This window comes from Paenibacillus turicensis, from assembly GCF_017873435.1.
In the GTDB taxonomy this organism is placed as follows: Bacteria; Bacillota; Bacilli; order Paenibacillales; family Paenibacillaceae; genus Fontibacillus; species Fontibacillus turicensis.
Genome location: NZ_JAGGKG010000002.1, coordinates 77,076 through 97,777 on the forward strand (window position 1 = coordinate 77,076; position 20,702 = coordinate 97,777).

Below are 20,702 nucleotides of genomic sequence, written 5' to 3' on the forward strand. Positions count from 1 at the left end.
ATCTTTTTATATGTCAATATTGAACTATACTAATACTTAATTAAACAATTGGAGGCAGATAAAGGATGAAAACAGGAACAGAGCGTGTTAAACGAGGTATGGCTGAAATGCAAAAGGGTGGCGTCATTATGGACGTTATGAATGCGGAGCAAGCAAAAATCGCTGAAGCGGCTGGTGCATCGGCAGTAATGGCACTTGAGCGTGTTCCTTCAGATATTCGTGCAGCAGGTGGGGTAGCACGTATGGCGGACCCTACAATTGTAGAGCAGGTCATGAAGGTGGTTAGTATTCCTGTTATGGCAAAGGCGAGAATTGGTCACTTTGTTGAAGCAAAGGTGCTTGAAGCCTTGGGCGTAGACTATATTGATGAGAGTGAAGTGCTAACGCCTGCTGATGATATTTTCCATCTTGATAAATATGATTTTACTGTGCCATTTGTATGTGGGGCTCGTGATCTTGGAGAAGCGCTTCGTCGGATTGGCGAAGGGGCAGCGATGCTTAGAACAAAAGGAGAACCTGGCACAGGCAACATTGTGGAGGCTGTACGTCATATGCGTAAAATTAATGGGCAAATCCGCAGAGTGCAAGGTCTGTCCAAGGATGAATTAATGGTAGAGGCTAAAGAGCTTGGTGTACCTTACAACTTATTATTACAGGTGCATGAAGATGGGAAGTTACCTGTCGTTAACTTCGCAGCAGGTGGCGTAGCAACACCTTCAGATGCAGCACTCATGATGCATTTAGGCGCGGATGGTGTCTTTGTTGGTTCAGGCATTTTCAAATCAGATCAGCCTGAAAAGTTTGCAAAGGCGATTGTAGAAGCGACCACACATTATACAGACTATGCACTTATTGCAGAGGTATCTAAAAACCTAGGCACACCGATGAAAGGCATTGAAATTTCTTCACTCCAAGGTGCAGATCGTATGCAGGATCGTTCAAAGTAATGAAATTAAGAGGGTAGTAGGTTATTAGGTTTATCAGGTTAGGTAAGAGGGGGAACTACGGTGCTTAAAGTTGGTGTATTGGCACTTCAAGGAGCAGTGGCTGAGCATATTAGCTTGATCGAACAAGTCGGGGCAACAGCCATCCAAATTAAACGTAAAGAACAATTAGCTGATATTGACGGCTTAATTATACCTGGCGGGGAAAGCACCACAATTGGTAAACTCCTTCGTCGCTTTGATTTCATTGAAGCTATAACGCAATTTTCCGACCAGAAAAAGCCAATTTTAGGCACTTGTGCTGGGATGATTGTACTAGCGAAAAGTGTGGAGGGACAGGAGCCGCATTTAGGACTGATGGATATCCATGTTGTTCGTAATGCCTATGGCAGACAGCAGGAAAGCTTTGAAACAAGTCTTTATCTTAAAGGGTTAGAGCGTCAGCTCCAAGCTGTGTTTATACGTGCACCCCTTATAGATTCTATTGGCGAAAATGTTGAAGTAATTGCAGAGCATGAAGGTCGTATAGTTGCTGCAAAACAAGAACATTTACTTGCAGTATCTTTCCATCCAGAATTAACAGATGATACAGGCCTTCATCAATATTTTGTAAATATGATTAAGCAGTATTCCAAAGAAACTCATCATACTAAAGCTTTAAGCATTACAAATTAATTGCAACATAACGAAGTACTACATTTTTTATATTGTGGTGCTTCGTTTTTTATTTAACTTCGCCTATTTGTCAATTTCGCTATATGCTTCTTAGCCATTCATTATGATAAACTGAAGCTATCTTAAATATAAATAAGGCGGGAAGTCGATGTACCAATACACTGGGGAAAAATATGAAGCCGTTGATTTTAGTGGACGAGAGATGAGAGAAGGCGAGCTTGTACAATGCACCTTTAGAGATTGTAATTTTACTCGTGCTTCTTTAGAGGAAATTTCTACATATCGTTGTCATTTTGAGCATTGTAGCTTTGAAGAAGCAGCTTTAAATGCTTCACTTCATACAGAGTCCGCATTTGTAAATTGTAACTTTATGGGTGCTAATCTTTTTGTATCTAAGTTTACAGCTTGTAAAATGACTGGCTCAGATTTTTTAAAGACCTGTATGGATGGGATTACGATCGAAGGTGGAGACTGGTCTTATACCAATTTAAGGAACCAGCTACTAAAGAAACAAAATCTACAGGGCATTAACTTTTTAGAAGCAGATTTAATGGGGGCAAATTTAGAAAAGGCAGATTTACGTCGTTGTGATCTCACTCGTGCCTCTTTAGCTCAAGCTACACTGAAGGGTGCTGATCTAAGGGGAGCTACGGTAGAAGGTGTTGACTTCAAACTGTTAGATGTGCGTGGTGTACGTATGGATACGATGCAAGCGGCTAGTTTTTTACGTGCTTTTGGCGCGAAGGTAGATTAATTATAAAAAAAATACCATCCTCTTCGGCACGCAATTTTTGGTGCGCAGATTATACTTTTGTGACCGAAGGGGATGACTTTAAATTTTCTCTGTTTATTATGCGGCTAAGCCGTAATACTTTGAAAACGACAAAAGCTAGGACTATGCTCTCTTAACTGGGCAAATGAACCTTGTGCCACGATTGCACCTTGATTCATATAAATAATTTCATCGTATAAGCTTAGTACATCGGGGTTTAAATTATGTGTAATCGTAATTAGTGTTAAGTCCTCAAGTGTAAGCAGCTTGCTTTCAATCTCATACGCAGTTTGAGCATCAATCGCGGATGTCCCCTCATCTAAAATCAAAATAGGTTTGTTACGAATTAACGCTCGTGCCACTGCAATACGTTGTCGTTGTCCACCTGATAGATTAGCACCATTTTCACCAACCAAAGACGATAATCCGTTTGGCAGCTGACCTTCAAATCGATAAATTCCACTTAACTGAATGACCTCTTTAATTGCTTCCTCTGAAAATTTCTCGTACAGGCAAATATTTTGCAATACATCACTATCAAACATATATACCTGCTGATGAATCGTTGCAATCATCCCTTGTAATTGTGAGATATCTACTTCTCTTTGGCTCAAACCATCAATACTAATCGTGCCTGAGTAACCAGCATAATAACCACTAAGAAGCTTGATTAATGTCGATTTACCACAACCACTTGGCCCAACAATCGCATACTTTTTCCCCTTTTCGAGGGTTAAATTTATATCATTTAATACCTGTTGCTCTTGGTAGGAGAAGCTCACGTTTTTTGCAATCACATTTTTGTTAAATTGGGGGGAAGCTTTGCCCTTAAATGAATGATCCTCATAGGTCATAAATGCCTCAAGCCGCGTAATAATCGGTTTAACTCCTTGCAGCTTTGATACATTTTGCATAATAACTAGAACAGGACCCACAAAACCACCACTTAACTGAACTAAAGCGACCAGCATACCAACTGATAAATTGCCACTAATTATTAAATACCCAGCGACAAAAATAACGATAAATTGCGTTAAAAAGCCTACTAGCTCAGATACACTTTCATTTACGGCAAATATACGATCAGCCAAAAATTTTGTTTTTGCTGTTTTCATGTTTTGCTCTTTGAAGTCCTCTTCTGTATGTCGCTGCATCCCATAAGATTTAATAATCTCATGACCAGATAATAAATCCTTAAGTTTAGTCGTAAACGTCGACATCTGTGATGAAACGTCAGACTGCCTTTGTTGCATTGCTTTACTGAAAAGAGCAGGAATTACAAACATTAATCCAACACATAAAAGTAAGATTAGAGTGACTATCGGACTTAAATACAATAAAACCGTTAATGAGATGATAAAAATAAATATATTTTGCAAAGTAAGTAAGATCGGCTCAAAATAATTTTCCTCTGCAAGCTTAATATCGTTGCTCATTGCAGAAATATAGTCAGCTGTATTGCTGAAATCCTCCATATTGCGTTTAAAAATTCCTTGAAAAACTTCCTTACGCAACTGTATCGTTAAATTTCGGATTAGTGCACGTGTGCTTAAGCGGTATAAATAACCTATGGTCCCAGTTAGTACAAGAAATCCAATGGACAGAAATACCATTTGCATAAAGGCATGGATATCCTTTTGGGTTGCGGTATCAATCAACCTTTGAATTACAATCGCAATAAAAACAACGAGTGCAGAGCTGAGGATACTAATGAATACGGTCAATAGAAATAGCAGTTTATTTTGCTTTAATAAGGTTTTCATTTTTGCCCTTCCTCTCCTTTTGTTAGATTTATATCTAATTTATAAGATTAATATAACATCTAAATTTAACATGTGTCAAAGTAATTAGACTGTTATCTAATAAATAAAATAATTAAGCGTGACACTAGACAGTTGAGTTCGAATTTGCTAATATGATAAAAAATGAATATTTATAAATGCTAAGAAAAGGAATAGTAACTGTGGATCGGTCATCAGAAAGTTGCTGGTTGATGCGAAGCAATAGAAGAGAGACAGTGAACTCACCTTTGAGCAGCCTTAGAGAAATCGTTAGAGAGTATTTAAGGACGGAGAAACCACCGTTAGTAGGGGAGGATATAAGGCATAATAACAATAGCTTGTGAACAAGGAATGCCCGTATCTGATCAAGAGCATAATAATAGTAATTATTATGAATCGGAGTGGTACCGCGGAAGAATAAGTCTTTCGTCTCCTAGTCAGTTGGCTGGAGATGAGAGGCTTTTTTAGTTTTTAATTTAGGATATAAAAGGGAGGAACACGTAAATGTTTAACTATCAGAAATATGAAAAGAAATTCTTTTTGCCGCCTACACTTACTTATGATTGGGTAAAAAAGGACACTATTGAAAAAGCACCAATCTGGTGTAGCGTTGATTTAAGAGATGGCAATCAGGCATTACCTGTTCCAATGACATTAGAAGAAAAACTCGATATGTATAAAATGCTCGTCGAGATTGGTTTTAAAGAAATTGAGGTTGCATTTCCAGCCGCATCCGATACCGATTTTAATTTTTTAAGAATACTCATCGAAAATAAAATGATTCCTGATGATGTGACGATTCAAGTCATTACACAAGCAAGAGAGCATATTATTAGAAAAACCTTTGCAGCGATTGATGGTGCGCCAAAAGCGATTGTCCATCTTTATAATTCGACTTCGGTCTCCCAGCGCAAGCAGGTATTCCAGAAATCCAAAGAGGAAATCAAGCAAATTGCGTTGGATGGTGCTGTGTTATGCCGTGATCTTGCTAAAACGACAAAAGGAGATATTTATTTCCAATATAGTCCTGAAAGCTTCCCTGGTACTGAGGTTGATTATGCCCTTGATATTTGTAACAGTGTCCTAGAAATTTGGAAGCCAACTAAGGATCATAAAGCAATCATTAATATACCAACCACCGTTGAAAATGCAATGCCTCACATCTATGCGGGTCAAATCGAATACATCCACAAAAATATTATTGATCGGGATGCGGTTGTGTTGTCGTTACACCCTCATAATGATCGTGGTTGCGGGGTGAGTGATGCCGAGTTTGGTATTTTAGCAGGTGCAGATCGTGTAGAGGGTACGTTGTTCGGTAATGGAGAGCGCACAGGGAATGTTGATTTAGTTACTTTAGCGATGAATTTGTATTCACAAGGGGTAGATCCAGAGCTTGATTTAAGTCAAATGGACGAGATTTGCAAGACCTATGAACGAATTACGAAGCTAAATATCCCAGAAAGACAACCATACTCTGGTTCTCTTGTGTTCACTGCATTTTCTGGTTCACATCAGGATGCGATTTCTAAAGGGATGAAGCATCGGGAGCAGCAGCAATCCGAGAAATGGGATGTACCTTATCTTCCGATTGATCCAGCTGATCTTGGCAGAAATTATGAAACAGATGTCATTCGGATTAATAGTCAGTCTGGTAAAGGTGGAGTTGGATACGTACTACAAAATGGCTATGGCATTCAAATGCCTTACAAGATGAATGAGGAGTTTGGTTATGCGGCGAAACGAACCTCTGATGCCAAAAACAAAGAGCTATCTGCAGATGAAATTTATAATATTTTCCAACAGGAGTATATCACTTTTGCGCCTAAATTTAGTATCCATAAATACGAGGTGAGCACTGGCGAGCAGCATAAAGCTCAGTTGCAAATTTCAGTAAATGGAGAAAATACAACGCTGTATGGCGAAGGTACTGGTAGCCTTGATGCTGTTAGCAATGCATTGAAGCAGCATTTTAATTTAGACTTTGATATTGAAGTGTATGAGGAGCACTCTTTAGGTAAAAGCTCAACAGCTCAAGCCTCTGCTTATATCGGGATTTCACAGCATGATAAGCTATATTGGGGAGCAGGCATGGATAAGGATATTATGAGAGCAACGATCAATGCGTTAGCTGTCGCTGTGAATAAGCTGGAGTTTTAAACAGCTTTAATCATTAATAACCCATGTGCTATAATCGCTACAAGCATGTAATAATTTCGTAGCTGGAGGTTTGACATGAAAAAGGTATTTGTCGCTTTTCTTGCCATACCACTTTTTCTAATGGGCTGCTCAATGTCAGCGCAAAATAATGTAGACAAACAAGATGTTGCGCAAAGTAGCTTGCAAAGCTGGGCCTATTCGTTGGTTACTTGGAATGGATACGTATATAAAATGACAGATGAGGTTGTTGCTGAGGTTGGAAAGCAAATTGGCACGATAAAAAACTATTCTTCAAACGAATCCAGTACAATCCCAAACTTATTTTCTAATAAGTATCCTAAAGGAACAAAGCTTTTTAAAATTAAAAACGAAGGAACAGATACTTCTATCGCCGTTCAGGATGATCAAGCATTTTATAAAGCAGTAAAGGTAGAAGGTATGAAAACAGCAGCCCAATAGGACTGCTGTTTTTTATACTATATGGGCTATAAACTATACGCAGTAAGGATATGTGGTGATTTGCTAGACATTTAAAGCAAAAAAGACTCCAGTTCTTTTACAAACTGCTCCACACTTTCTATATCTACGGTATAGTAGACCTTCCCACTTCTTTTCTCAATTTTAACTAACTTGCAGGCTAAAAGGACATTCATATGGTGTGACATCGTGGCAGCGGTTAGTCCAATCTGCTCCGCAATTTCAAGATTGTATTTGGGACTTGATTTCAAAGACTGCATAATTTGTAGTTTACTTTGATCACTAAGCGCTTTGAGACGTGATAGCAATAACTCGTTACTTTGACTTGCATTCTTTTTAAATGCCGGCAATAAATAGACCTGTAGTCCACAGTAACATAGATTGCTAATCTCAACTTGGCCTAATGGCATAATTAATGTAGGGAAAATAATTTTTTTCTCAGCTAATAGGGTGGCGAAATCTAATGGCTCGAAGTTTCCGTTTACGATCATTTTCTCATAATTTTTTAATAATTTTTGTAATGTTTTGTCAATATCCTGTTTAGCCTGCTCAAAAGCGGGCAGATTGCTTTGGACTAACTGGATTAGTTCTTTGATATAATATTTCGGACGTTCGAGAATCATCATGAGCTTCCATTTTAATGACTCACGGAGAGTAGTTTGATTTAAATAGGAAATGATATACGAGAGATCATCCAGTTTGCCCTCCTGAAGTGGAAATGGAAGGGGGTCGTTACCACTTTGCTCCTCTATTAAAAAGTTAAGTAGCTGCAACCTAATTTCATGATCAGAATTGAGTTGAGAACCTTGCGATGCGGGTTGGAGCCAATGCCTGTTCATCCCTAACAGACCCGCAAATAGGATAAATAGCTCATCCTCATCCTGTCCGAAAAAAAAGAGCTCAAGCTCATGCGGTATTTTGTGACTATTAAAGCTTTGAATGTATTTTTCTAGGTATTTCAAATGTTTATTATAAAATTCCTCACCATTAATCATAAATTTATCTAATTCTTCAATAGCATTATCCTTATGCTGCTTGTGCAAATTATTTGATATAAACAACAGACCTAGTGTTTCAAAAATAGGGTCAAGCTCTAACATCGTATTTTGCTCCTTCATAACGCCTCCACATAATCTCATACATATTAAATACTCATCTAATCTATTATATTTTGATTAAATTCCATTAGCAAGTTAAGGATATAAAAACAAGCATTAAGTAAATTATTCATAATCAAAGGTTGACATTTCATTAAAAAGGGTTTAAATTTATCTCAACATAAGTTAACTTAATATTAAGATAAATTATTTAAAAATAAATTCAAAAAGAAAGTAGGGTTTTAAAATGAGTAAAAAAACGATGGGTATTCATCACATCACCGCAATTGTAGGACATCCTCAACAAAATATTGATTTTTATGCTGGCGTATTAGGCTTACGTCTAGTGAAGCAAACGGTAAACTTTGACGATCCGGGAACTTATCATTTATATTTTGGAAATGAGGGTGGCAAACCAGGCACCATAATTACGTTTTTCCCATGGGCAAATGCTTATCAAGGAAAAATAGGAGATGGGCAAGTAGGGGTCACTTCGTATGTAATTCCAGTTGGCGCGATGTCATTTTGGGAGCAACGTTTAAACCATTTTAATATTGCTTATACGAAAACAACACGATTTGGTGAGCAATATGTGCAATTTAACGATCCACATGGGTTACAGCTTGAACTAGTGGAGCGTGCAGAGGGTGAGCAAAACACATGGAGCTTCGGTGGAGTCACTCCAGAGGTTGCGATTAAAGGTTTTGGCGGGGCAACGTTATTTTCTGCATTACCTGAGAAAACTGCGGACTTGTTAGAAAACGTGATGGGGCTTCACTTTGTTGGTGAAGAAAATGGTTTAGCAAGATATCAATCCACTGCGGACATTGGAAACATTATAGACCTCAAATTAAATGCAACTGGTCTAGGTACAATGGGTGTTGGCACTGTTCATCATATTGCATGGCGCGCCCACGACGATGAGGATCAATTAGATTGGCAAAAATATGTCGGTGAGCATGGGTATAGTGTTACGCCTGTACAGGATCGGAACTACTTTAATGCTATATATTTTAGAGAGCGTGGCCATATTTTATTTGAAATCGCGACTGATCCCCCAGGCTTTGCTCATGATGAAACAAGCAACACAATGGGACAACAATTAATGTTACCTAAGCAATACGAACAGCATAGAGCGAAGCTACAGGAAGTATTAATTCCAATTGAAGTTAGAACGTTAGATTAATACACTTTTCTAGGGGGTGCGAATAAGACATGATCTCCATCGATCCTAACATGCAAACCGAAAGAGAAAACTATAAACTTCTCATTGGAAGCATTATTCCTAGGCCCATCGCCTTTGTTACCTCTTTATCAGCAGAAGGGCAAGGGGTGCTTAACGCCGCACCCTTTAGTTATTTTAATATCGTGTCATCCAAGCCACCAATGATCTCCTTGGCGATTCAAAGAATCAATGGTGTTTCAAAGCACACAGCTGCAAATATTAAGCAAAATAAGGAGTTTGTTATCCATATTGTAGATGACGGAATTGTTGAGCAGGTAAACGCAACAGCCGCTAATCTCCCCCAAGATGTCAGTGAATTGGATTTAACCACTTTCCAGTTGGCAAAAAGTAACCGAATCTCTGTCCCAGGTATAAAGGAAGCGAAGATACGTATGGAGTGTGTTCTGGAGCAGATCGTAGAGTTAGGGGAAGGTGACCACATTCAAACCGATCTCATCATTGGAAAGGTTGTTCAATTCCACATTTTGGACACGATCTACAAGGAGGGTAAAATTGATTCTGATCAATTAGGAGCTGTCAGCAGGCTTGCAGGCAACAACTATGCGAAAATTGGTTCCATTTTTACGATTGAAAGACCACAATAAGGGGGTAATTATAAATGAAGCATATTTTTCAAAAGGGAAGGAATTTAACTGGGCCAACTTTACTACTATTACATGGTACAGGCGGAAATGAGCGTGACTTGCTCCCATTAGCAGAAGCAATAGACCAAGAAGCAAATATCCTCAGTGTAAAAGGGAATGTACTTGAAAATGGAATGCCTCGCTTCTTCCGAAGATTAGCAGAAGGGATATTTGATGAAGAGGATTTGATTTTTCGTACCAACGAGCTAAATGCTTTTCTTGATGAAGCAGCTAAGGAATATCAGCTTGACCGCAATCAATTTATTGCAGTTGGCTATTCAAATGGCGCAAATATCGCTGCCAGCTTGTTATTCCATCATCAGCATTCACTTTCACATGCTATTCTATTTCATCCGATGGTCCCAAGAAGAGGAATTCAGCTTCCAGACCTAATGAACAAATCCATTTATATCGGTGCAGGTACAAATGATCCCTTGTGTCCACAAGCAGAAACCTCAGAATTAGTACAACTACTCGAAGCAGCTAACGCAAATGTGCATATTCATTGGGACAATCAAGGTCACCAGCTATCACGTAAGGAATTGGATGCGGCGGCACAGTGGTATCGTACATTATAATTATCAATATCAATATGCATTCTTTCCCCTTCATGAAGGAAACAATAAAGCTAAGTGGTGAAATGACTACATTATTTTTGCCATCATGAAAGGAGATATAATGAACAATCAAATAAATGACCAGTCAAACGTTCTGGGTCTTGAGCTAGATACAACTTACTTACAATTACCTTCCACATTTTATAGCATCGTTAAGCCTAATCCTGTTCCAAATCCCAAACTGGTATTATTTAATGAAGGGTTAGCACACGAGCTTGGCTTAACAAAGTCTAATTTCCAAAGTGAGAGGGGACTTGCGGCACTAGCAGGGAACTATTTCCCAGATGATGTAACACCTATTGCTCAAGCTTATGCAGGACATCAGTTTGGTCATTTTACGATGCTGGGTGATGGCAGAGCCATGTTAATTGGGGAGCATCTTACGCTAGATGGAGAGCGGGTTGATTTACAGCTTAAAGGTTCTGGCAGAACCCCTTATTCTCGTGGAGGTGATGGTCGAGCTACACTCGGACCTATGCTTCGAGAGTACATTATAAGTGAAGCAATGTGTGGGCTTAATATTCCAACCACCCGTACGCTTGCTGTTGCTACTACTGGTCAAGAGGTTATTCGTGAAACAGAGCTACCAGGTGCAATTATGACAAGAGTGGCGCAAAGTCATATTCGCGTAGGAACCTTTCAATTCGCAATAGCTAAAGGCGATAATCAGAAATTAAAAGCATTAGCGGACTATACCATTCATAGGCATTACCCACACATTGAGACATTAACGGAATCAGATGAAAACCGATATGTCATTTTCCTCAAAGAAGTGATCAAGCGTCAAGCCTTCCTCATCGCAAAATGGCAATTGGTTGGGTTTATACATGGTGTGATGAATACAGATAATATGACGATTAGTGGGCAAAGCATTGATTACGGCCCTTGTGCTTTTATGGATGTGTATCATCCAAATACGGTTTTTAGTTCTATTGATACGCAAGGCAGATATGCATATGGTAATCAACCTAAGATCGGCTTATGGAATTTAACAAGATTTGCCGAGGCGTTATTACCGCTGCTACATGAGGATCAAGAAAGAGGAATTTCGTTAGCGGAAGAGGCATTATCTAGCTACAGGGAACATTTTGATGAAGCATGGACCACTGGCATGTGCAATAAATTAGGACTGCTACCAGAATCCAAACAAGAGAAACAAAATAAAAAAGAGCCAACGTCAAATGATACAATAATACAGACCTTGCTTAATCTAATGCAAAAGTATAAGGCAGACTACACAGACACGTTCCTTCATTTAATGAAGTTGTTAACAGAGACTACCTGGACTAAGGACAAAAATCATCATCATGGTGAGGATCATGACGATATTGATCATACTCATCGTTCTAATCATGATCCTAATCATTCGATCCTTGAATTATTTGGTTCTGATGAATTCAAACATTGGAAATTAATTTGGCTTCACAAGCTAGACAAGCAGGACTTAGCAAGGGAAGAAAGCCTGACTTTGATGCGGGAGAATAACCCCGTTATTATCCCTCGCAACCATCTGGTGGAGGAAGCATTAGAGGCGGTTCTACATCGCGATGACTATAGTAAGCTGTTAGGGCTATTGAAGTTGCTTGCAAATCCATTTGATCATAAGATGGAAATACCAAGTGAATACTCAAAATCTGCACCAGCAAATTGTAATTATCGTACGTTTTGCGGAACTTGATTTATCGCATTACACACATAAGTTAGACAAAACATAAACGATAAGCTACAATTTTGATTAATACTTTTGGCTCAACCTCAAAATCAGTACTTGACAATGAAAATTACAACAACAAAAGGAGTGCAGGCAACTTTGCCAACAATACTCGTCGCTGATGATGATGTAAACATCCGAGAACTCGTGTGTTTATTCTTACATAATGATGGTTTTACAACGTTTCAGGCTGCAAATGGACAAGAAGCGCTACAGCTCTATAAACAAGAACAAATTGATCTTGTTGTGCTTGATATTATGATGCCAATTATGGATGGCTGGGCTTTATGTATGGAGCTACGTAGAGCCAATCCCGATCTTCCATTACTTATACTTACTGCCCGAGGAGAAACTTGGGAAAAGGTAAAGGGCTTTGAGCTGGGTACTGATGATTATTTAACGAAGCCTTTTGATCCACTGGAGTTAACTGTTCGAGTTAAGTCTCTGCTCAAGCGATATCACATAGGCTCCATTCAGCAAATACAGCTTGGCAAAGTGCGCTTAGATCGACAAACATATAAAGTAAAGATGGATTCAGATTCAAGCTCTACAACACTTCCATTAAAGGAATTTGAACTCCTGTATAAGCTTGCAAGCACACCTGGGCAAGTATATACGCGTGAGCAATTAATTAATCAAATTTGGGGAATCGATTATACAGGTGATGATCGGACGGTAGATGTCCATGTTAAACGTCTTCGTGAGCGGTTTGCTAATATACAGGATTTCCAGATTGAAACGGTACGCGGACTTGGTTATCGACTAGAGGTAAATGAAGGATGAAATCAATATACACTCGTGTTGTTGTCACCTTCATCGCCTCTATTTTGTTAGGCTGCGTTATTTCATTTTTTTTCGTCACATGGTTGTATGAAGACGAGCTAAATGACAGCCTACAAGAAACCCTCCTTGATTTTGCCCAAGATGTTGCACAGATTTACGATATACTTCCAGCCAAAGACGCCGAGAAATTCGTAAGCGAAATGAAGCAATTAAACTCTTTTTACATTCGAATTTATAATGAGGGTGGTCAAATTGATCAGTCCTTTGGCATATTTAAAGGCGATGAGCCAATCCCTGTCACGCAGGCGCAATTAGATACTGTATTTAAAGGGTATATATCAAAAATGGAGACAAACGGGATCAATGCTGTACATATCGGTCTACCTATAAAAGTGGGGATAGAGCGTAAGGCAATGTTTGTTGAACGAAGTGTAGCATCATCCTCTGCTTTTTTAGTCAAATGGGTATCTTTATTTCTACTTTATTTCTTTATTTTTGGAAGTTTATTAATTGGCCTCGCCGCGATGTTTTTAGTTAGACCTATTAAAAAACTAACCTCCGCCACCAAGAAAATTGCTGGGGGAGATTTCGAGGTACGCTTAGATATTAAACAGGGTGGCGAAATTGGGACTTTAGCGGAAAGCTTTGAAAATATGGCCTACGATCTTCAGCAGCTTGAACAGATGCGTAAGGAATTTGTAGCGAATGTGTCCCATGAGGTACAATCTCCGTTAACCTCAATTTCTGGTTATGCAACGGCACTAAAACAAATGAATATCAAGGATGAGGATCGGGAGCGTTATTTAAATATTATTATTGATGAAGCAAAACGAATGTCCAAGATGAGTGACAGCTTACTTAAGCTAAGCTTACTTGAATCACAATCACACCAGCTACAGCTAACCTCCTTTAGTCTAGATGAGCAGATTAGACGTGTCATTGTAGCCCTTCAACCTGGTTGGTCTGCTGCAAATATACAGTTTGATCTCCATCTACAGGACGTAAGCCTCAGTGCAGATTTTGATTTATTAAACCAAGTATGGACAAATATTATTAGCAATAGCATTAAATTTTCTGAGCAGGAAAGCTGGATTACAGTTCAACTTGAGCAAAAGGGGGGTAATGCTATTGTACGTATAACTGATACTGGGATAGGGATATCATCTGAAGATCAGAAGAGAATCTTTGAACGATTCTTTAAAGCAGATCGCTCGCATAGCCGTAAATATGCAGGGAGTGGTATGGGGCTAGCGATCGTGAAAAAGATCGTGGCATTACATCAGGGAGAGGTTACAGTGGAAAGCGTGGAGGGACAGGGAACTACATTTATAGTAGTTTTGCCTACAAGTAAAGATTAAAAGTAAAAACGATGGCGGCATATTAATCTATATCATCTTTTCCAGGTTCATATACCGCTTTTTTATTGTTCATTTTCCATGATTTAATATTTTGCATCTATTTTTTTGCTTTTGATTATTGCTCTTGCTTTTTTAGCTTCTTTTGACTATGCCTTTTTCGAATTTTATTGACCAAAATAAGCATTAATGGAAAAAAGAGCCCATGTGTAATATCCCAGTCTACCCACGACTTCGGAATACTTTTCAACAAAAATATGATGTTGGGCGAAATTATTTCTGAAAGTCCATATAGTAAAAAACTGACTGGAATGATTAAATATTTATAGCTATTAAGCTTAAGCAATTGGGCAAATCCTAAAACGAAGGCATAATAATATAGGACTGTTTTAAAATAAGTACTTATTATCCAAGCTGTAGCTATAAGTGCTTCAAGCCTTTGCAGAAAGTTCCCAATGTTAATTTGACGTGCTAATATGTAAGTCGAATAAAATTGATGGTGTGACAAATAGGGACTTAACACCGTAAGTGATAAAAACAAAATAATATTAAGTCCAAGCGCACCCATCGCGACCATGAAGAGGAAATTTCGTTCCGTTTTTTGTTCCTTCTTTACATAGGGGAGTACCATCAGGAACACACACATTTCTCCAAAGGGATAAAATAAACCAAATAAAACCGTCTCCCAAAAGTCTAAAGGGGATCTATCCAGAATCGGATAAATTCGCTTAATATCCATTTCAGGGAATAAAAGTACAACCAATAAAACTAGAAATAAAACAAAAAAAGGATACATAATTTGACTAGTCCTGCCTAATGTATCGATTCCCTTTCTTAATCCATAAGCCAGCAATATAATTGCCATTCCCCGTATGACCCCACCAGGGGTATTCTCATAAATTTGTGTGGTTAAGAAATCTTCAACTTCCTTGATATAGGTTGACCCAGCAAGCAGAAAAAATATTAAATAACTAATCGCAACAAGTCCACCAATCCACTTACCAAATACCTCAAGTGATAACTCAATTAATGTTTTTTCCGGATCAATATTAGAGGTAATCAGTAAAATTTTGATGATGATAAGACCAAATACAATTCCAACTAAGCCAGCAATCCATGCGTCTTGCTTAGCGCCACTTGCCATCGTTGTAGGATAAACAAGTGCCATGTCTCCAATTAACACAAGCATTCCTAATATCGATAACTGTCTAGAACTAAGGCGACTTTTTTCTATACTCATAACAAGTTTCCTCCATGGATTACATTATGACACTTAGGATGTCACTATAAAATCCTAATTATGTATTTTTTGCATAATGATCAATAAAAATGTTTTGAATAATAAACCAAGCCTCTCTTCATACTAATTGGAAAATACGTATAGTTTGGAGGGGTAGACATGGATGCATCATCTTCATCATTAAAGTTATCAAACCGGCTTGCTGATAATATGGATTACCTAAAAAAAGAGCTAGGACAAAGTGCGGATCTTGTTATGAAGGAAATTCAGCTGGGTAAAGCAGCAAAAATCGCAGTTATTTATATAGACGGTCTTATCGATACTCAAGTATTACATAATTCTATTTTGTATTCACTGCATGAACCTACAACTGCACTTTTAATCGCTGACCAAGAACCACATCATCAGCTTGAGCTACTAAGAACTCATTTGCTGGTTGCAGGCGATGTTTCTGTTACTAAAGAAGTAGATCCTTTTCTTCGCGATTTAATGTCTGGTAATGTCATGGTGATGGTAGATGGCAGCTATGAAGCCATCCGTATCGGTTTACCAGGATGGGAGGATCGTAACGTAAGTGAGCCTAGCTCACAGTCTGTTGTTCGGGGCCCAATGGAGGGGTTTACCGAAAATTTACGTACGAATACTGCTTTAATTCGCAGAAAAATTAGGGATAGTCAATTATGGCTTGAAACCTCACAAATCGGCAAAGTCACACAAACAAATGTTTCTCTGATGTATTTAAAAAACATTGCTGATCCAGAGCTGGTCAAAGAGGTCAAGCGAAGATTAAAGCAAATTGATACAGATAGCATCTTAGAAAGTGGGTATATTGAAGAATTTATTCAGGATACGGCACTCACCCCTTTTCCAACGATATATAACAGTGATCGGCCAGATACGATCGCCGCAGGCATTTTAGAAGGTAAGGTGGCAATCATCGTAGATGGCACCCCATTTGTATTGCTGGTGCCTGCTTTTTTTGTTCAGTTTTTCCAATCAGCAGAAGATTATTACCAGCGCGCAGACATTTCAACCTTATTACGCTTCATTCGTTATTTAAGCTTTTTTATTACTTTGTTAGCTCCATCCTTTTACGTAGCGTTAACGACCTACCATCAGGAAATGATTCCAACAAGTCTTGTTATTAGTCTTGCAGCTCAGAGGGAAACCATCCCGTTTCCCGCGTTTGTTGAGGCTTTAGCTATGGAGCTAACTTATGAGATCTTACGTGAGGCAGGCGTTCGAATACCTAAAAATGTTGGTCAAGCTATTTCGATTGTTGGCACGCTTGTTATCGGTCAAGCCGCAGTGTCTGCTGGTTTTGTTTCTTCGGCTATGGTTATAATCGTGTCCATTACAGCTATAGCTAGCTTTGTTATTCCCGAACCAGGATTAGCCATCGCTGCAAGAATAACACGGTTTGCTTTAATTGGGTTAGCAGGTTTTATGGGGCTTTACGGAATTTTGTTTGGCGTATTCTTCATTGTTTTGCATTTGTGTAGCCTACATTCCTTTGGTTTACCTTATATGAGTCCGTTTGCGCCTTATCGAGCTTCAGATATGAAGGATTCAATTTTCCGCTTGCCATGGCCATTTCTTAGAACAAGACCTGTGGAGGATCGACCACAAAACGTTCAGCGACAATCTCCTTCCTCTAAATAATAGGAGTGATTAAGATGACCTTTAATAAAAATAAAATAATCTCTGTTCTAATTTTAACTATCGCTAGCTCTATAATGCTAACTGGCTGCTGGCAACGTGCAGAATTAAATGAGACCGCATTTGTGATAGGGATGGGCATTGATAAAGCGGAAAAGGGCTTTAAGGTTACGTTGCAGGTCGTTATCCCTTCCTCTATTGCCTCCCAAGCAACAGGAGGATCTGGTGGTGGTGTCCCCATTCAAACCACTACTCAAACAGTGCCAACGATTTATGAAACACAACGCAAGTACTCCTTGGGGAATTCTAGAAATGTATATTATGGTCATATTCGTGTGCTTGTCATTGGTGAAGCTTTGGCGCGTGATGGAATTGGTGAAACGCTAGATGTGTTTATAAGAAGTAGAGAACCACGTTCTGACTTCTATGTTATGGTTGCTAAAGAAACAACGGCGGAAAATGTATTAAAAATATTGACACCGGTAAATAAACTGCCAGCAAATAAATTGTTTGAATCCTTAGATAAATCTCATAAATTATCAGCGAAAACTGCCGCGGTTCCGTTAAACAGATTTATCGAAGATTTTATAAACAGAGGAATAAGTCCCGTTCTAACTGGGGTCAAAGTAATAGGAAATGTTGAGGAGGGGGGGAGTGAGGATAATTTAAAGCACAGTACCCCGCCTACTGAAACTATGTATGATAATGTAGCTGTATTTCGCAAGGATAAAATGGTTGGATGGCTAGATGATGTGCAAACGATCGGCTATAACTATATAACCGACAACGTTGTTAACTCCTCTGGTATTGTTAAGGGCGCAGATGGCAATCCCATTGTAATAGAAGCGATTAAAACAAAGACAAAAAAATCGGTGAAAATGGAAAAGGGAGAACCGCATATTTACGTTGAAGTAAAAGCTTTATGTAACGTGCAAGAGGTTATGAGCTCAGATAACTTAGAGGAAGAGAAGGTCATTAAAGAGTTGGAAAAAAAATCGGCAGAAAAAATAATTGAACGTATGCAGACTGCGGTGACCCAAATTAACGATAAATTTAATGTAGATATTTTTGGATTTGGGAGAACGATTTATCAATCAAAACCAAAAGAGTGGAGAAAACTGCTGAATAAATATGGCCATAACTATTTAAAACAGCTTCCGATTCACTATAACGCAAAGGTGATTATTAATCGAATTGGACTGGTAGACAAGACCTTTATTCTAGATGTGAAGGAGTGAACCTAATGGTCAATGCTGTCGCATTACTAGTGCTTACTAGTATTTTTGTCGTCGTTGATGTTCCTTTTTTTAAAGGTAAAAAAATGAGGCGTGACTTAATAGTATGGATTGCAGTGTGGATCGTTAGTGTATGCTCGGCTGGCATTGCTTTATTTAAAATAAATGTTCCAAGTCCATTGATATTGATGAAAAATTTTTATGAGCCAATTAATAAATTCATCACCTCCTTATTTTAGCCTGAATTATAACCTAAATATTTCATCTCCAAATTCCATCCTCAACAAAATATAACGATTAAAAAAATTAATTAAAAACTAAGTGTTGATAATTATTTTTAATCATATTACACTTTTGTCCAAGGAGGTTATGAAACAAAAAGACCTGCTTGAAAAATTGTTGAAATGGAGATGAAGAATCAAATGAAACAAGATGGAAATGAAGTTAAAGAAGTTAAGAAAGTTAAGGAAGAATTAAAGAAACTTGAGGAAATCATTTTAAAAGAGTATGGAAATATCGCTGGGATTGTTGTATTAAAAAATGGGGACATACGATATGAACAATATTTTAACGACTGCTTGATAACAAGTCCTATTCATGTTTTTTCAGTCACCAAAAGTATCATCTCAGCATTATTTGGGATTGCGATTGATCAAGGGTTGATTAAGAGTGTAGATCAAAAAGTACTAGACTTTTTCCCAGAATACGAAGTGGAGCAAGCGGATCATATCATTCAAAATGTAACAATAAAACACCTGCTCACGATGACAACCCCTTATCAATACGAGGAAGAGCCCTATATACAGTATTTCTCAAGTCAGGATTGGGTAAAATTTTCTCTTGGTTTAGTTGGAGGTCAAGGGGAGATTGGACAATTTAGATATACACCGCTAATTGGTCCAGATATTTTATCGGGAATCCTTGTTAGAGCAACTGGAAAAACCGTGCTTGATTTTGCAACCGAGAACTTATTCTCTCCATTAGGGATTTCTGTGAAGCAAAATATTTTTTTCCATAGTCAAGAGGAGCAACTTTCATTTCTAGCTGCTAAGGATCGAAGTGGATGGGTTACTGATCCTAATGGCGTAAACACTGCGGGCTGGGGGTTAACTCTAACGGTGATGGATATGGCAAAATTAGGTCAGCTTTACTTGTATAAAGGCAACTGGAATGGAAAACAGCTACTATCAGCTTCTTGGATACAGGAGAGTACAAGGGAGCACAGTCGAGCCACGCAGTTAAATCTAGCATATGGGTATTTATGGTGGATAGAAGAGGGAAAAAGCTTTGCAGCAGTGGGAGATAGCGGCAATGTGATTTATGTGAATACAGAAAAGCAAATGGTCGTTTCTATCGCTTCCCTTTATACGCAAGAAACAAAGGATAGACTGGAATTTATTAAAAAATATGTAGAGCCTTTATTCTGTATCTAGTCTTGATAGGTAAAACCTATAAATAAGATGATATTAATAATTTAATGTGCTTTACACCACTATACAAAAGGAAGCCAAAATAAAAATGGCTTCCTTCAAATACTTTAGAGTCATAACATATGCATTTAGAAAAGCGCTTGTATAGCTGAAATAAACTGGTATACAAAATAGAAAGAAAAACTAATTAACAGAACACCAGCAATGATCGAAACTATCTGAATCGCTTTTCGGCTCATCACTTTACGTGTCACAGAAACGATAGATAACAGTCCTAAATCATGAGCAAGTATACCACTTAACACACCACATGCTGCAAGTACAAAGCTTCCAACATTAGACGAGATATAAGAGTCTGACAATACCGCTCCAAATACAGAAATCCAAAAAACTAAATTTCCGGGAGAAACCGCAACCAGCAATCCGTTCCGATATGTATGCCAAAATGACTTTTTAGTTTTTTCATCAGGGAGTGTGATGTCTTTATCAGAATTTTTAATAGAATCATAACCTAAATAGGCTAGAAATCCTGCACCAACAATCCACAGTGGGATCTGAACAAATGGAATAGAGAGGATGGAGGCAAACCCAAAAATCATCGCTAAAATTAACAAAAGATCAATCGTCATGCCACCTAAACCAACCGCCCAGCCATGAATAAATCCATTTTTCAAACCTTGCTTTGTCATCTCAACCGTAATTGCACCAACAGGTAATGCTATGGTTAAACCAATAAGAAAATATTTTAGATACAGATCCACGCTATAAGTCATCCTTCCGTATGATAAATATCACCTAGTTCTAGATACATAGATTTTAGTGTATTACACTGCTGATGTGAAAGCAATAAAATTGCTATTGTATTAAGTCTATTTTTGCTAAAAATAAAGAGATTAT

The 20,702-nt window shown here is 38.3% G+C and carries 19 protein-coding genes and 1 other annotated feature; of the genes, 15 read left to right on the top strand and 4 right to left on the bottom strand.

Features of this window, described 5'->3' with window-relative positions:
- The first annotated feature begins 65 nt into the window (after positions 1-65).
- The 3 genes from pdxS to J2Z32_RS02730 all read left to right on the top strand — a co-directional run bounded on the left by pdxS (position 66) and on the right by J2Z32_RS02730 (position 2,373).
- Complete coding sequence (gene pdxS / locus J2Z32_RS02720) at positions 66-947, top strand: pyridoxal 5'-phosphate synthase lyase subunit PdxS (protein ID WP_210087628.1); 882 nt, start codon at positions 66-68, stop codon at positions 945-947.
- 60 nt (positions 948-1,007) lie between these two features.
- Positions 1,008-1,619, top strand: coding sequence for a pyridoxal 5'-phosphate synthase glutaminase subunit PdxT (gene pdxT, locus J2Z32_RS02725; protein ID WP_210087629.1), 612 nt, complete (start codon positions 1,008-1,010; stop codon positions 1,617-1,619).
- Positions 1,620-1,767: 148 nt separating this feature from the next.
- Positions 1,768-2,373 (top strand): pentapeptide repeat-containing protein, encoded by a 606-nt coding sequence (locus J2Z32_RS02730; protein WP_210087630.1) that lies wholly within the window; start codon positions 1,768-1,770, stop codon positions 2,371-2,373.
- A gap of 104 nt (positions 2,374-2,477) precedes the next feature.
- Here the strand turns inward: J2Z32_RS02730 and J2Z32_RS02735 are convergent, their stop codons facing one another.
- Entirely contained in the window at positions 2,478-4,154 is a 1,677-nt protein-coding gene (locus J2Z32_RS02735; protein ID WP_210087631.1) for an ABC transporter ATP-binding protein, read from the bottom strand.
- Positions 4,155-4,326: 172 nt separating this feature from the next.
- Positions 4,327-4,609: a binding site (T-box leader), on the top strand.
- Positions 4,610-4,676: 67 nt separating this feature from the next.
- On the opposite strand from J2Z32_RS02735, the gene J2Z32_RS02740 reads away from it, so the two are divergent.
- Both J2Z32_RS02740 and J2Z32_RS02745 read left to right on the top strand, forming a co-directional pair.
- Positions 4,677-6,332: a 2-isopropylmalate synthase gene (locus tag J2Z32_RS02740; protein ID WP_210087632.1), complete on the top strand. Its 1,656-nt coding sequence runs from the start codon at positions 4,677-4,679 to the stop codon at positions 6,330-6,332.
- A 75-nt stretch (positions 6,333-6,407) separates the two neighbouring features.
- A complete protein-coding gene (locus J2Z32_RS02745) occupies positions 6,408-6,791 on the top strand; it encodes a hypothetical protein (RefSeq protein WP_210087633.1) in 384 nt (127 codons plus the stop codon).
- A gap of 71 nt (positions 6,792-6,862) precedes the next feature.
- On the opposite strand, the gene J2Z32_RS02750 is transcribed toward J2Z32_RS02745, so the two are convergent.
- Positions 6,863-7,927: an ArsR/SmtB family transcription factor gene (locus tag J2Z32_RS02750; RefSeq protein WP_210087634.1), complete on the bottom strand. Its 1,065-nt coding sequence runs from the start codon at positions 7,925-7,927 to the stop codon at positions 6,863-6,865.
- A 226-nt stretch (positions 7,928-8,153) separates the two neighbouring features.
- On the opposite strand from J2Z32_RS02750, the gene J2Z32_RS02755 reads away from it, so the two are divergent.
- From J2Z32_RS02755 to J2Z32_RS02780, 6 genes are all read left to right on the top strand, one after another.
- Positions 8,154-9,092, top strand: coding sequence for a ring-cleaving dioxygenase (locus tag J2Z32_RS02755; protein ID WP_210087635.1), 939 nt, complete (start codon positions 8,154-8,156; stop codon positions 9,090-9,092).
- A gap of 29 nt (positions 9,093-9,121) precedes the next feature.
- Positions 9,122-9,736 carry a flavin reductase family protein gene (locus J2Z32_RS02760; protein ID WP_210087636.1) on the top strand — a complete coding sequence of 205 codons (615 nt, stop codon included), beginning with the start codon at positions 9,122-9,124 and terminating at the stop codon, positions 9,734-9,736.
- Between the two features lie 14 nt (positions 9,737-9,750).
- Positions 9,751-10,353, top strand: coding sequence for an alpha/beta hydrolase (locus tag J2Z32_RS02765; RefSeq protein ID WP_210087637.1), 603 nt, complete (start codon positions 9,751-9,753; stop codon positions 10,351-10,353).
- A 100-nt stretch (positions 10,354-10,453) separates the two neighbouring features.
- Entirely contained in the window at positions 10,454-12,070 is a 1,617-nt protein-coding gene (locus J2Z32_RS02770) for a protein adenylyltransferase SelO (protein ID WP_210087638.1), read from the top strand.
- A gap of 132 nt (positions 12,071-12,202) precedes the next feature.
- Positions 12,203-12,886, top strand: coding sequence for a response regulator transcription factor (locus tag J2Z32_RS02775; protein ID WP_210087887.1), 684 nt, complete (start codon positions 12,203-12,205; stop codon positions 12,884-12,886).
- Entirely contained in the window at positions 12,883-14,244 is a 1,362-nt protein-coding gene (locus J2Z32_RS02780) for a sensor histidine kinase (RefSeq protein WP_210087639.1), read from the top strand. Before J2Z32_RS02775 ends, J2Z32_RS02780 begins: the two co-directional genes overlap by 4 nt.
- Positions 14,245-14,359: 115 nt before the next feature.
- Here the strand turns inward: J2Z32_RS02780 and J2Z32_RS02785 are convergent, their stop codons facing one another.
- Positions 14,360-15,481: a GerAB/ArcD/ProY family transporter gene (locus tag J2Z32_RS02785; RefSeq protein WP_210087640.1), complete on the bottom strand. Its 1,122-nt coding sequence runs from the start codon at positions 15,479-15,481 to the stop codon at positions 14,360-14,362.
- 159 nt (positions 15,482-15,640) lie between these two features.
- Between J2Z32_RS02785 and J2Z32_RS02790 the strand changes: the two genes are divergently transcribed.
- The 4 genes from J2Z32_RS02790 to J2Z32_RS02805 all read left to right on the top strand — a co-directional run bounded on the left by J2Z32_RS02790 (position 15,641) and on the right by J2Z32_RS02805 (position 19,808).
- Complete coding sequence (locus J2Z32_RS02790) at positions 15,641-17,143, top strand: spore germination protein (RefSeq protein ID WP_210087641.1); 1,503 nt, start codon at positions 15,641-15,643, stop codon at positions 17,141-17,143.
- 14 nt (positions 17,144-17,157) lie between these two features.
- On the top strand, positions 17,158-18,378 hold the full coding sequence (locus J2Z32_RS02795) for a Ger(x)C family spore germination protein (protein ID WP_210087642.1): 1,221 nt from the start codon (positions 17,158-17,160) through the stop codon (positions 18,376-18,378).
- A gap of 5 nt (positions 18,379-18,383) precedes the next feature.
- Positions 18,384-18,614: a hypothetical protein gene (locus J2Z32_RS02800; protein ID WP_210087643.1), complete on the top strand. Its 231-nt coding sequence runs from the start codon at positions 18,384-18,386 to the stop codon at positions 18,612-18,614.
- Between the two features lie 183 nt (positions 18,615-18,797).
- The gene (locus J2Z32_RS02805) at positions 18,798-19,808 is read left to right on the top strand and encodes a serine hydrolase domain-containing protein (RefSeq protein ID WP_210087644.1); all 1,011 of its coding nucleotides are present in this window, start codon (positions 18,798-18,800) and stop codon (positions 19,806-19,808) included.
- A gap of 125 nt (positions 19,809-19,933) precedes the next feature.
- Here J2Z32_RS02805 and J2Z32_RS02810 read toward each other — a convergent pair whose 3' ends face one another.
- The gene (locus tag J2Z32_RS02810; RefSeq protein WP_210087645.1) at positions 19,934-20,566 is read right to left on the bottom strand and encodes a LysE family transporter; all 633 of its coding nucleotides are present in this window, start codon (positions 20,564-20,566) and stop codon (positions 19,934-19,936) included.
- Positions 20,567-20,702: the final 136 nt, after the last annotated feature.